Origin of the sequence: Solicola gregarius, assembly GCF_025790165.1 — a bacterium.
In the GTDB taxonomy this organism is placed as follows: domain Bacteria; phylum Actinomycetota; class Actinomycetes; order Propionibacteriales; family Nocardioidaceae; genus Solicola; species Solicola gregarius.
Genome location: NZ_CP094970.1, coordinates 4118623 through 4130893, shown reverse-complemented (window position 1 = coordinate 4130893; position 12271 = coordinate 4118623). Strand labels below are relative to the sequence as shown.

General features: G+C 68.3%; 9 protein-coding genes. 1 reads left to right on the top strand and 8 read right to left on the bottom strand.

Translation table 11 applies throughout. From position 1 onward, the window contains the following. Positions 1 to 36 precede the first annotated feature (36 nt). Genes aspS through L0C25_RS20160 form a run of 3 tightly spaced genes read right to left on the bottom strand, consistent with a single transcriptional unit; the run spans position 37 to position 3838 of the window. Positions 37 to 1788: an aspartate--tRNA ligase gene (gene aspS / locus L0C25_RS20170; protein WP_271633570.1), complete on the bottom strand. Its 1752-nt coding sequence runs from the start codon at positions 1786 to 1788 to the stop codon at positions 37 to 39. Beyond that, positions 1785 to 3143 (bottom strand): histidine--tRNA ligase, encoded by a 1359-nt coding sequence (hisS, locus tag L0C25_RS20165; RefSeq protein WP_271633569.1) that lies wholly within the window; start codon positions 3141 to 3143, stop codon positions 1785 to 1787. The genes aspS and hisS overlap by 4 nt, the downstream gene beginning before the upstream one ends. Continuing rightward, positions 3140 to 3838 (bottom strand): MBL fold metallo-hydrolase, encoded by a 699-nt coding sequence (locus L0C25_RS20160; RefSeq protein WP_271633568.1) that lies wholly within the window; start codon positions 3836 to 3838, stop codon positions 3140 to 3142. The genes hisS and L0C25_RS20160 overlap by 4 nt, the downstream gene beginning before the upstream one ends. A gap of 280 nt (positions 3839 to 4118) precedes the next feature. On the opposite strand from L0C25_RS20160, the gene L0C25_RS20155 reads away from it, so the two are divergent. Next, positions 4119 to 5351, top strand: a complete 1233-nt coding sequence (locus L0C25_RS20155; RefSeq protein WP_271633567.1) for a DUF349 domain-containing protein — start codon at positions 4119 to 4121, stop codon at positions 5349 to 5351. 98 nt (positions 5352 to 5449) lie between these two features. On the opposite strand, the gene L0C25_RS20150 is transcribed toward L0C25_RS20155, so the two are convergent. From L0C25_RS20150 to yajC, 5 genes are all read right to left on the bottom strand, one after another. Then, complete coding sequence (locus tag L0C25_RS20150; protein WP_408641652.1) at positions 5450 to 7807, bottom strand: RelA/SpoT family protein; 2358 nt, start codon at positions 7805 to 7807, stop codon at positions 5450 to 5452. A 350-nt stretch (positions 7808 to 8157) separates the two neighbouring features. Continuing rightward, positions 8158 to 8700, bottom strand: coding sequence for an adenine phosphoribosyltransferase (locus L0C25_RS20145; protein ID WP_271633566.1), 543 nt, complete (start codon positions 8698 to 8700; stop codon positions 8158 to 8160). Next, positions 8697 to 9815: a protein translocase subunit SecF gene (secF, locus tag L0C25_RS20140; RefSeq protein ID WP_271633565.1), complete on the bottom strand. Its 1119-nt coding sequence runs from the start codon at positions 9813 to 9815 to the stop codon at positions 8697 to 8699. The genes L0C25_RS20145 and secF overlap by 4 nt, the downstream gene beginning before the upstream one ends. Beyond that, entirely contained in the window at positions 9815 to 11710 is a 1896-nt protein-coding gene (gene secD, locus L0C25_RS20135) for a protein translocase subunit SecD (RefSeq protein WP_271633564.1), read from the bottom strand. Before secD ends, secF begins: the two co-directional genes overlap by 1 nt. Beyond that, entirely contained in the window at positions 11710 to 12108 is a 399-nt protein-coding gene (yajC, locus tag L0C25_RS20130; RefSeq protein ID WP_271633563.1) for a preprotein translocase subunit YajC, read from the bottom strand. The genes secD and yajC overlap by 1 nt, the downstream gene beginning before the upstream one ends. Between the last annotated feature and the right edge of the window lie 163 nt (positions 12109 to 12271).

The window sequence follows — 12271 nt, the reverse complement described above, 5'->3', positions numbered from 1 at the left end:
ATGGTCCCGTGGCAAGGTCGGACGTCTCGAACAGCGTCAGCTGGGCTCGGGCTGCGCGTCAATGCCGGCCTCTTTGCGCTGCGCCGGGGTGATCGGGCTCGGCGCACCGGTCAGCGGGTCGCCACCGGAGGCCGTCTTCGGGAACGCGATCACGTCGCGGATCGAGTCGGCGCCCGCGAGCAGCGCGCACAGCCGGTCGAGACCCAGCGCGATACCGCCGTGCGGCGGCGGGCCGTACGCGAACGCCTCGAGCAGGAAGCCGAACTGGCTCTCTGCCTCGTCCTTGCTCAACCCGATGGTGTCGAACACCCGCTGCTGCATCTCGGAACGATGGATACGGATCGAGCCGCCGCCGATCTCGCTGCCGTTCAGCACGATGTCGTACGCCTGGCTCAACGCCTCGCCCGGGCGATCGTGGAAGTCGTCGGCGTACTCACGGGTCGGCGCCGTGAACGGATGATGGATCGCGGTCCAGGAACCGTCGTCGGTGCGCTCGAACATCGGCGCCTCGGTGACCCACACGAACTCCCAGCGGTCGTGGTCGATCAGGCCGCACCGCTCCCCCACCTCGAGCCGCACCGACGCGAGCAGCCCCAGCGCGGAGCCGCGCTGGTCGGCGGCGAAGAAGATGCAGTCGCCGGGGCTCGCACCTGCGTGCGCGACGAGTCCGTCGCGTTCGGCATCCGAGAGGTTCTTGGCGACGGGTCCGCCGAGAGTGCCGTCGTCGCCCACGAGCACGTACGCAAGCCCCTTGGCGCCATGGGATTTCGCCCACTCCTGCCACGCGTCGAGCTGGCGGCGTGGCTGCGATGCGCCGCCCGGCATGACGACCGCGCCGACGTGCCAGTCGTCGCCCTTCGGCGAGAAGACTCTAAAGGGCGTGTCCTTGAAGTAGTCGGTGAAGTCGACGAGCTCGCAGTCGAACCGGAGGTCCGGCCGGTCGATGCCGAACCGGCGCATCGCCTCGGCGTACGTCATGCGCGGGATCGGTGTGGTGAGGTCGTACCCGACGAGCTCACGCCAGAGGCGTACGAGCAGCTGCTCGGTCAGCCCGAGCACGTCGTCGGGCTCGACGAAGCTCATCTCGACGTCGAGCTGGGTGAACTCCGGCTGCCGATCGGCACGGAAGTCCTCGTCGCGGAAGCAGCGCGCGATCTGGTAGTAGCGCTCCATGCCCGCGACCATCAGCAGCTGCTTGAACAGCTGCGGCGACTGCGGCAGGGCGTACCAGCTGCCGGGCTGTAGGCGTACCGGCACCAGGAAGTCGCGGGCGCCCTCGGGCGTCGAGCGGGTGAGGTACGGCGTCTCGACATCGTGGAAGTCGTGCGAGGCCATCACCTCGCGGATGATCCGCGTGACGTCTGCGCGCAGGCGCAGGTTGCGGGCCATGTCTTCGCGGCGGAGGTCGAGGTAGCGGTAGCGCAGCCGTACCTCCTCGTTGACCGGCGTGCTCTCGTGTTCCTCGACCGGGAAGGGCAACGGCGCCGACTCACTGAGTACGACGACATCGTCGGCGATGACCTCGATCTCGCCGCTCGGCAGGTTGGGGTTCTCGTTGCCGTCCGGGCGCTTCTCGACCTGGCCGGTGACCTTCAGGCAGAACTCGTTGCGAAGCGGGTGCGCGACCTCCTCCTCGCGAATCACCACCTGCGCCACCCCACTCCCGTCGCGCAGGTCGATGAAGGCGACGCCCCCGTGGTCGCGGCGCCGGGCGACCCATCCGGCGAGCGTGACCTGCGTGCCGACGTCGCTCGTACGCAGGCTTCCGGCGTCATGGGTACGGATCACTTGGCTTGCTCCTCGATAGCGGATTCGGGGGTGACGATGGTGGGGCGCAGGTCTTCGTCGCGCGGACGCCAGGTATCGGCGTCGGCGTCGACCTGGTCGCCGGAGCGGATGTCCTTGACCTGATCGGGCTGTGCTGGATCGCCGGGAAAGAAGACGTACGGGATGCCGCGCCGCTCGGCGTACCGGATCTGCTTGCCGTACTTCTGTGCGGAGGCGGCCACCTCGGTCGGGATGCCCCGGGCGCGTAGTCGTTGCGCGATCGCGTTGCTCTGCGGACGAGACGCCTCGTCGACAAGTGCGACGAGCACCGCCGACGGCACGGACCGGCTCGACGTGAGCACCCCGTGATGGATCAGCGGCACCAGCATCCGGGTGATGCCGAGCGAGATGCCGACGCCCGGGTACGTGGTCTTGCCGTCGCTCGCGAGTGCGTCGTACCGGCCGCCGGAGCACACGGACCCGAGACCGTCGAACCCCTCCATCCGGGTCTCGAAGACAGTGCCGGTGTAGTAGTCGAGGCCGCGGGCGATGCGGAGGTCGGCCGTGACGGTCACGCCCTCGAGCGGCAGACCGCTCAGCGCGTCCATCACCTGCACCAGCTCGTCGATGCCCCGGTCGAGCAGCTCGTGCTTGACGCCGAGCTCGCGTACGCGGTCTGCGAACGACGCGTCGTGCGTACGGATCTCGGCCAGCCGCAGGCATGCCTCGGCCTGGTCGGCGCTCGCGCCGGCATCGGACCTCAGCAGGTCGCCGACCTTGTCTCGAGGCAGCTTGTCGAGCTTGTCGACGGCGCGCATCGCCGCCGCCGGGTCGGTGAGCCCGAGCCCGACGTAGAAGCCCTCGAGCAGGCGCCGGTTGTTGACCTGCAGGTGCAGGTTCGGAACCGGCAGGCCCGACAGGGCTTCGGCCATCACTGTCGCGACCTCGACGTCTGCATGAAAGGGCAGCTCGTCGCGTGCCACGACGTCGATGTCGGCCTGGGTGAACTCGCGGAACCGACCCTCCTGCGGGCGCTCGCCACGCCACACCTTCTGGATCTGGTAGCGACGGAACGGGAACTCGAGCTTGCCCGCGTGCTCGAGGACGTACCTCGCGAACGGCACGGTCAGGTCGAAGTGCATGCCAAGACCGGAGTCGCCGCCCTCGTCGGCGTGCAGCCGGCGCAGGACGTACACCTCCTTGTCGATCTCGCCACCCTTCGCCAGCCGGTCGAGCGGCTCGACCGCGCGCGTCTCGACCGAGGCGAACCCATGCAGCTCGAACGTCCGCCGAAGGTGGTCGATCACGTACGTCTCGGCGTTGCGCTCGGCAGGGAGCAGCTCCGGGAAGCCGCTGAGCGGCGTCGGCCTGCTCACCGGTCGACCAGCTCGGCGAGGAACGGGTTGGTGGCTCGCTCACGGCCCACGGTCGTCTGCGGCCCGTGACCAGGGAGCACGACGACGTCGTCGGCGAGCGGGAGCACCTTCTCCGTCAGACTGCCCACCATCGCCGCGTGGTCGCCGCCGTTGAGGTCGGTGCGGCCGATCGAGCCCGCGAACAGGAAGTCGCCGGTGAACATCAGCTCGGACACGTCCTCGGGGCCCTCGTACGCGACGCGGTACGCCACGGTGCCCGGCGTGTGCCCCGGGGTGTGGTCGACCGTGAACGTCAGACCGGCAGCGTCGATCTGCGCACCGTCGGTCGCCTGGCGTACGTCTGCCGGCTCGGTGAACTCGGGCACCTCGGTCATCCCGAGCTGTTGGCGCAGCATCAGTGCCGACTCGTTGGAGATCGCCGCCATCGGGTCGGCGAGCAGGTGCCGGTCTGCCGGATGGATCCAGACCGGGATGTCGTACTTGGTCGCGATGTCGCTCGCGCACCACATGTGGTCGAAGTGCCCGTGGGTGACCAGGATCGCCTCGGGGGTCAGCTCGTGCTGGGTGGCGACTCCGACGATGCCGTCGACGGAGTCCTGGCCCGGGTCGATCACGACGCAGCCGGCCCCGGCGCGCGGGCCGACCAGATAGCAGTTGGCCTGCAACGGGCCGGCGGGAAACGATGCGATCAGCACGCCGCTCAGGTTACGCGAGCCGGTCCGCGCCTTGCGAACCGATTCCCGCTCTCGGCGTACCACGCCCAGATCGCTCGTCCCAGGCCGTGTCTGCTCATACCGCGTCGGCTCGCGTGCCTCCGCATCCCGCCTGGCGGCGTTGCGATCACTCGAAGTAGGACCGACTACGACGCTCGCTCCCGCGCCTTGCCAGATCGGGCGCGGAGACCCGCTCCCTGGTCGACGCGGCATAAGCAGACACGGCCTAGACTTCCGGCAGCACAGACGACAAGGTGGATTCGTGAGCACAGAGTCAAGTCAGTGGGGCCGGGTCGGCCCCGACGGCACCGTCTACGTCAAGACCGCCGACGGCGAGCGCGCCGTTGGCCAGTGGCCCGATGGCAACCCCACCGAGGCTCTGGCGTTCTACACGCGCCGGTACGACGGGCTCGCGCTCGAGGTGGAGCTGCTCGAGAAGCGGATCGCGGGCGGTTCACTCGCACCCGATGAGGCGGGCAAGGCGGTCGCCACCGTACGTACCAGCATCACCGAAGCGCAGGCGGTCGGTGACCTCGACGGCCTGCTGCGCAGGCTCGATGCCCTCGCGCCGAGCATCGAGGAGCAACGCGAGCAGCGCAAGGAGGCCAAGGCACAGCGGCTGGCCGAGGCGCGTACGGCCAAGGAGGCGATCGCCGAGCGCGCCGAGACGATCGCGACCGGCAACGACTGGCGCAAGGGCGCCGACACATTGCGCGAGCTCCTCGACCAGTGGAAGGCGTTGCCGCGGCTCGACCGTTCCACCGACGATGCGCTGTGGCACCGCTTCTCGTCGGCGCGCACGGCGTACACCCGACGACGCAAGGCGCACTTCGCCGAGCAGCACGAGCAGCGGCACCAGGCGCAGGGCACCAAGGAGAAGCTCTGTGTCGAGGCGGAGTCCTTGCAGGAGTCGACCGAGTGGGGCCCGACGTCGAGTCGGTACCGCGAGCTGATGCAGCAGTGGAAGGCCGCCGGATCCGCACCGCGAGGTGCGGAAGAGCGGCTGTGGAAGCGGTTCCGGGCCGCGCAGGACGTCTTCTTCGGCGCGCGCGACGCGGCCAACCGCGAGCTCGACGCGGAGTACGAGGCGAATGCGGAGGTGAAGCGGCAGATCCTCGCGGACGCCGAGGCGCTGTTGCCGATCAGCGATGTCGACGCCGCCCGTGCGAGCTGGCGCGACATCGCCGACCGCTGGGACGCCGCCGGCAAGGTGCCGCGCGCCCAGATGCGTGAGCTCGAGGGGCGGATCCGCAAGGTGGAGACCGCGATCCGCGACGCCGGTGACGCGGAGTGGAAGAACACAAATCCCGAAGCGCGCGCTCGGGCCTCCGACACGGTTGACCAGCTCGAGCGGTCGATCGCCGGTATGCAAGCCGACCTGGAGAAGGCGAAGAACGCCGGCAAGGACAAGCGCGTACGCGATCTCGAGGAGTCGATCGCCGCGCGGGAGTCGTGGCTGACCGAAGCACGCAAGGCGCTCGCCGACTTCTCCTGAACGGTGAGGAGAGGATTCCGGCCCCTTGACGAGAGATTACGTAACGGTGGCATCGCTACGTAATCTCTCGTCAAGGGGCCGGAATCCTCTCCTCACCGTTATTGGGTGACGCGGTAGACGTCGAAGACGCCCTCGACGCCGCGCACCGTCTTGAGTACGTGACCGAGGTGCTTCGGATCGCCCATCTCGAACGTGAACTGGCTCTTCGCCACCCGGTCACGCCCCGTCGACAGCGTCGCCGACAAGATGTTCACATGGTGGTCCGACAACACGCGGGTCACGTCGCTGAGCAGCCGCGGCCGATCGAGCGCCTCGATCTGGATCGCCACCAGGAACACGCTCTGCGCGGTCGGCGCCCACTCGACCTCCATCATCCGCGCGGGCTCCCGCTCGAGGTTGCGTACGTTCGGACAGTCCTCGCGATGCACGGACACGCCATCACCGCGGGTCACGAAACCGACGATCTCGTCGCCGGGCACCGGCGTGCAGCACCGCGCGAGCTTGACGAGTACGTCGGTCGCACCGCGTACGATCACGCCCGCGTCGCCACGCTTCGCGCTGCGGCGTCGATCCGCGTCGCCCGGCATCGCAACGGCCTCGGCGACGTCCTCGGCCACACCTTCGGCGCCACCGTGCAGGTCGACGACTCGGTGCACGACGTTCTGTGCGCCGATGTGCCCCTCGCCGACCGCCGCGTACAACGCCGACACGTCGGCCACGTGGAGGTCCTTGGCAACTGACGTCAGCGAGTCGTGGTTCAGCAACCGCTGCAGCGGCAGCCCCTGCTTGCGCATCGCGCGGGTGATCGAGTCCTTGCCGCGCTCGATCGCCTCTTCGCGGCGCTCCTTGGTGAACCAGTGCTTGATCTTGTTCCGCGCCCGCGGGCTCTGTACGAACTCCAGCCAGTCCCGGCTCGGGCCCGCGGTCGACGCCTTCGAGGTGAACACCTCGACGACGTCACCGTTCTCCAGCTTCGACTCCAGAGGTACGAGGCGCCCGTTGACCCGGGCACCGATGCAGGCGTGCCCGACCTCGGTGTGCACGGCGTACGCGAAGTCGACCGGCGTCGAGGCCGACGGCAGCTGGATCACGTCGCCGCGCGGTGTGAAGACGAACACCTCGGCCGTATTGATCTCGAACCGCAGCGAGTCGAGGAAGTCGCCGGGGTCAGCGGTCTCCTGCTGCCAGTCGACGAGCTGGCGCAGCCAAGCCATATCGCCTTGCGTGGTGACGGCCTCCTGGTCGGTGTTGCCGCTCTTGTCCTTGCCCTTCTCGGTGTCGCGGCCCGCCTCGGAGTTCTCCTTGTACTTCCAGTGCGCGGCGACGCCGTACTCCGCGCGCCGGTGCATCGAGAACGACCGGATCTGCAGCTCGACCGGCTTACCCTCCGGGCCGATGACCGTCGTGTGCAGCGACTGGTACATGTTGAACTTCGGCATCGCGACGTAGTCCTTGAACCGCCCGGGCACGGGGTTCCAGCGGGCGTGCAGCGCGCCCAGCACGGCGTAGCAGTCGCGTACGGAGTCGACCAGGATCCGGATGCCGACCAGGTCGTAGATGTCGGCGAACTCGCGGCCGCGCACGATCATCTTCTGGTAGATCGAGTAGTAGTGCTTGGGGCGCCCCGTCACGGTCGCCTTGATCTTGTGCCGGCGCAGGTCGTCTTGCACCTGCTTGATCACCGTCGCGAGAAACTCCTCCCGAGCCGGGGCGCGGTCGGCGACCAGGCGCACGATCTCGTCGTACACCTTCGGATGCAGGGTCGAGAACGAGAGGTCCTCGAGCTCCCACTTGATGGTGTTCATGCCGAGGCGGTGCGCGAGCGGCGCGTAGATCTCGATCGTCTCGCGGGCGATGCGCTCCTGCTTGTCCTGTCGCAGGTGGCGCAGCGTACGCATGTTGTGCAGGCGATCGGCGAGCTTGATGACGAGCACCCGGATGTCGCGGCTCATCGCGACGATCATCTTGCGGATCGTCTCGGCCTGCGCGGAGTCGCCGTACTTGACCTTGTCGAGCTTCGTCACCCCGTCGACGAGCTGGGCGACCTCGTCGCCGAAGTCGTCGCGCAGCTGGTCGATGGCGTACGGGGTGTCCTCGACCGTGTCGTGCAACAGCGCCGCGCACAGCGTCGCCGGCGTCATGCCCAGCTCGGCGAGAATCGTCGTCACGGCCAGCGGGTGCGTGATGTACGGGTCGCCGCTCTTGCGCCGCTGGTCGACGTGCAGGCGCTCGGCGGTGAGGTACGCGCGCTCGATGATCCCGACGTCTGCCTTCGGGTGGGTCGTACGCACGATGTGCAGCAGCGGTTCGAGCACCGGGATCGTCGAGGTCGACCGGCTGCCGAGCCTGGCGAGGCGGCTGCGCACGCGCATCGACGCGGACACCGACCCCGATCGGACCGTCGGGACCGTCGCGCCCGACTTCGTCTCCGTGCCGGAACTCGCGTCGTCGGCCATGCACACCTCCACTCGCCCGTCGCTGCCGCGTTACGCGGCGGTACGGCCTACGTACTCATCGTATGCCCGTACGCCAGCGCAACCCGGCGGCGTCCCCGTTTCGGAGAGTCCGAATGTGTTCGATCGGCGAGAAGGCCCACCTGAAGTCTCCGAAGCGGGGACAGCGGGGGTCGTTCGTACGTCAGCGCACCACGACACTCAGCAGGGTGGCGATGCCGGCGAGCAGCATCGCGATCACGATCACGGCCGCGACCATCCGGCGTTGGCCATCATTCATGGTTGCTCCGTGTTCATGGCTGCTCCGCGTTCGCCGCGGGCCTCCGAGGTCGGACGTACGGGACCCGGCGACGTCACAGGCGACGAAGGGCACCGACAGGCATGCCCGCGAGCCTATCGCGACCGTGCAATGCCTCGAGCTCCAGCAGCACCGCGGTGCCGACGTGGGTCGCGCCACACTCGCCGACGAGCCGCGCGGTGGCCGCGACCGTGCCACCCGTCGCCAGCACGTCGTCGATCACCAGGGCCCGGTCGCCGGGCGCGAGCGCGTCCCTGTGCATCTCGAGGGTCGCCTCGCCGTACTCCAGCGCGTACGAGACGGCGTACGTCGGTCCGGGCAGCTTGCCCGCCTTACGTACGGGGACGAAGCCGGCGCCCAGCGCGAGAGCGACCGGCGCCGCGAGGATGAACCCGCGGGCCTCTATTCCGAGTACTCGGTCGATCGGGCCTCCCGCGAGCGAGCGACCCAGCTCGGTGAGCGCATCGACGACCGCCTGCAGGGCCTCCGCGTCGGCAAGCAACGGGGTGATGTCCCGGAACGTGACGCCGGGCTCCGGCCAGTCGGGAATGTCGCGCACGAGCTCGTGCAACAGGGTCTCGACTGACCGGTCACTCACTTGGGTCGCCTCCCACGTTTCGACCGCGGCGCGCGGCTCGGTTGCGCGCGCTTCGCCGCGCCTGACGTCGTGACGGCGCGGGTCGGCGCCGTCGTCGACCCGACCTTAGCGTCCTCGTCACTCGCCGCCGCGCTCACGGCGTCCCGCGCGCGCCTGCGCTCGACCTTCTTGGCCTGCTCGCGTACGGCCGGCTCGGACTCCTTGAGCTGTACGGCCAGCGGGGTCGCGATGAAGATCGACGAGTACGTACCGGCGGCCATGCCGACGAACAACGCGAGCGAGAGGTCCTTGAGCGGGCCGCTGCCGAGAGCAGCGACGCCCACGACGAGCAGTGCACCGACCGGCAGCAACGCCATGATCGACGTGTTGATGGAACGTACGAGGGTCTGGTTGACGGCGAGGTTGGCCGACTCGGCGTACGTACGGGTGTGCGTCCGCTCGAAGCCGCGAGTGTTCTCGCGGACCTTGTCGAACACCACGACCGTGTCGTAGAGCGAGTATCCGAGGATCGTGAGCAACCCGGTCACCGTTGCCGGCGTGACCTCGAATCCCGACCACGCGTAGACGCCGACGGTGATCACCAGGTCGTGGATCAGCGCGACGATCGCCGACACCGACATCTTCCATTCTCGGAAGTACGCCCAGATGAAGATCACCACGAGGCCGAGGAAGACGAACAGCCCGATGGCCGCCTTCTGCGCGACCTGCTGCCCCCAGGTCGCGCCGATGAGGTTCTGGCTGATGTCGCTCGCGCCCGCGTCACGCAGCGACGCCTCGACCTTCGTCGCCTCGTCCTGGCTCAGCGGCTTGGTGTCGATGCGGATCGCGTTCTGTCCGGACGTGGTGACCGTCGGGTCGCCGGCGTCGGATACACCCGAGTCGGCGACGGCGTCGCGCATCGCATCGACGTTCGCGTCGGTCGGCGCGATCTTGGCCGTGAACTCGACGCCACCCCGGAACTCGATACCCATGTCAAGACCACGGGTCAACAATCCGAGCCCCGCCGCGAGCAGGATCACGACCGAGATCGCGTACCACAAGCGGCGCCGACCGACGAAGTCGAACGAGATGCGCCCCTCGTACAGGTGCTGACCGAAGGTGGAGATGCGACCCATCAGTGCTCACCTCCCGCCGACGCGGATGCCGGTCGTTTCGCCATCTGCGACACGGGCCGGTCGTGGATGCCCAGGTGCTTGCGGTCGAGTCCCGAGAACCGGTGGCCCTGGCCGAAGAACTGAGTACGTGCGAGCAGCGCGACCAACGGCTTGGTGAAGAAGAAGACGATGAACACGTCGATCAGCGTGGTGAGACCGAGCGCGAACGCGAACCCGCGTACGACGCCGATCGCGAAGATGTACAACACGAGCGCGGCCATGAACGACACCGAGTCGGCGGCGACGATGGTCATCCGCGCCCGACGCCAGCCGCGTTCGACGGCCACGCGTAGAGACCGCCCCTCGCGTACCTCGTCGCGTAATCGTTCGAAGAACACGACGAACGAGTCGGCCGTGATGCCGATCGCGACGATCAGGCCGGCGATGCCCGGCAGGGTCAGAGTGAAGCCGGCGCTGGCGGCGAGCAGCAGCACGAGGGCGTACGTCGTGGCGGCGGCGACCAGCAGGGACGCGATGACGACCAGGCCGAGTCCGCGGTAGTAGAACAGGCTGTACAAGATGACGAGCAACAGGCCGACCGCGCCCGCGGTGAGGCCGGCGTCGAGCTGGCTGCCGGCGAGCGACGGACCCTCCACGGAGACGCTGTTGACGCCGAACGTGAGCGGCAAGGCGCCGTACTTGAGGGAGTTCGCAAGCGACTGCGCGCTGTCCTGGGTGAAGTCGCCCGAGATCTGGGACTGACCGTTGGTGATGTGGGCTTCGCTCTGCGGCGCGCTCAGAACGGCACCGTCGAGGACGATGGCGAAGCGACTGCCGGCGGAGTTGCCGCTGTTGTACTGATCGGTGAGGGCGTCGGTGACCTGATCGAAGGTGCTCTGACCGTCGCCGCCGAGCTCGAGGCTGACGACCCAGTCGACCTGGTTCTGGGGCACTCCGGCGCTGACGTCGCTGACGTCGGTGCCCGGGATGACCGACGGACTGAGCAGGAAGGTCTCGCCGGATTCTGGATCGCAGGTGACGAGGGGCTCATCGGCCACGTCGTCGACCTTGCCGAGGGACTTGTCGTTGCACTGGAAGGACGAAAGCTGATCGTTGAGATCGGATATCGCCGGTCGATAGTCGGGTGGGAGCGCGTCCAACCCCTCGGTCTCGGCCGAGATCATCTGGTCGAGCGACAGCTCGGTCCAGTCGACGTCGGTCGAGGAGTCGTCGGCGTCGTCGTTGTCATCACCACCATCGTCGGACTGGTCACCGCTCGACTGATCGCCACTCGACTGGTCGCCGCTCGGGTCGTCGGACTCGCCGTTACCGGGGTCGTCGCCGCCGTCGGACTTGGCACCGGCACTCTGCGCGCCGTCGGTCGGCGCAGTGCGGTTCTTGCCGTTGTCGGAGGTCGAATCGCTGCCCGAGCTCGTCTGCTCGTCACTCGGCTTCTCGAACGGCAGCTGCTGGTCGTTGCCGGACCCGTTGCCGGACCCGTTCTCGGGCTGCTGCTGGGCGTTGTCGCTCGTCGCCCAGACCAGCCTGAACCGCAGCTGCGCCGTGCGGCCGACCTCATCGACGATGCCGGCCTGCTTCTCGCCGGGAATCTCGATGACGACCTGGTCGCCGCCCTGCGTCGTGACGTCGGCCTCGGAGATACCGCTGCCGTTGACGCGCTGGTCGATGATGTCGCGCGCCTCGTCGAGCTTCTCCTGCGTGACGTCGCCGCTGGACGTCTTCGCCTCGAGGGCGATCCGCGTACCGCCCTGGAGATCGAGGCCGAGGCGAGGCTTCCAGTCACCGACCATCGCGACGACGCCGTAGAGCACGACGATCACGGCGAGGAAGATCGCGAGTACGCGCCCGGGGCGAGGCTTCCTCGAAGACGTACGTCCTCGTCGCGCAGTGCTCACTACTTCTCTTCGTGGGTCGGGAGTTCAGGCTCGCTCTGCTCGGTCGGGGCAGTGTCGTCGGCATCGTCGACGTCGTCAGCATCGGAGTCGTCGGCGTCGCGGGTCTCGAGGGCCGCATCGTCGGTCGCGTCGTCGGGCGTGACCACCCGTCCGATGGCCTGCCGGTGCACGGTGATCACCGTGCCTGGGGCGATCTCGATCTCCAGCTCGGAATCACCGACAGAGAGGACGTCGCCGAAGATGCCGCTGGTGAGCATCACCCGTGCGCCGACCTCGAGACTCGACTGCGTTTGCAGGGTCTCCCGCTGTCGCTTCCGTGCAGGGCGGAACACGAGGAACCAGAACACCAATGCCAGCAGTACGAACGGGAGCAATGCGTACAGGTCTTCTTGCGTCACGGGTGGTCACTCCAGGAGTTCACGGGTTTTGTCGCCGGTCGATTGCCGAACCATCGCGCATCCTACGCCGCACTACCTGACGGTACGCCGCGCCTCCCGCACCCGTCAGCACCGCTGTCCCACTCGCCGCTCGGTACCGACGGTCGCGCTCCCCGCTCCGCTC

Coding starts and splice junctions, on each gene's coding strand:
- secF (WP_271633565.1), bottom strand. CDS start 9,815: ATGGGTCGCATCTCCACCTTCGGTCAGCACCTGTACGAGGGGCGCATC.
- L0C25_RS20150 (WP_408641652.1), bottom strand. CDS start 7,807: ATGGCCGACGACGCGAGTTCCGGCACGGAGACGAAGTCGGGCGCGACG.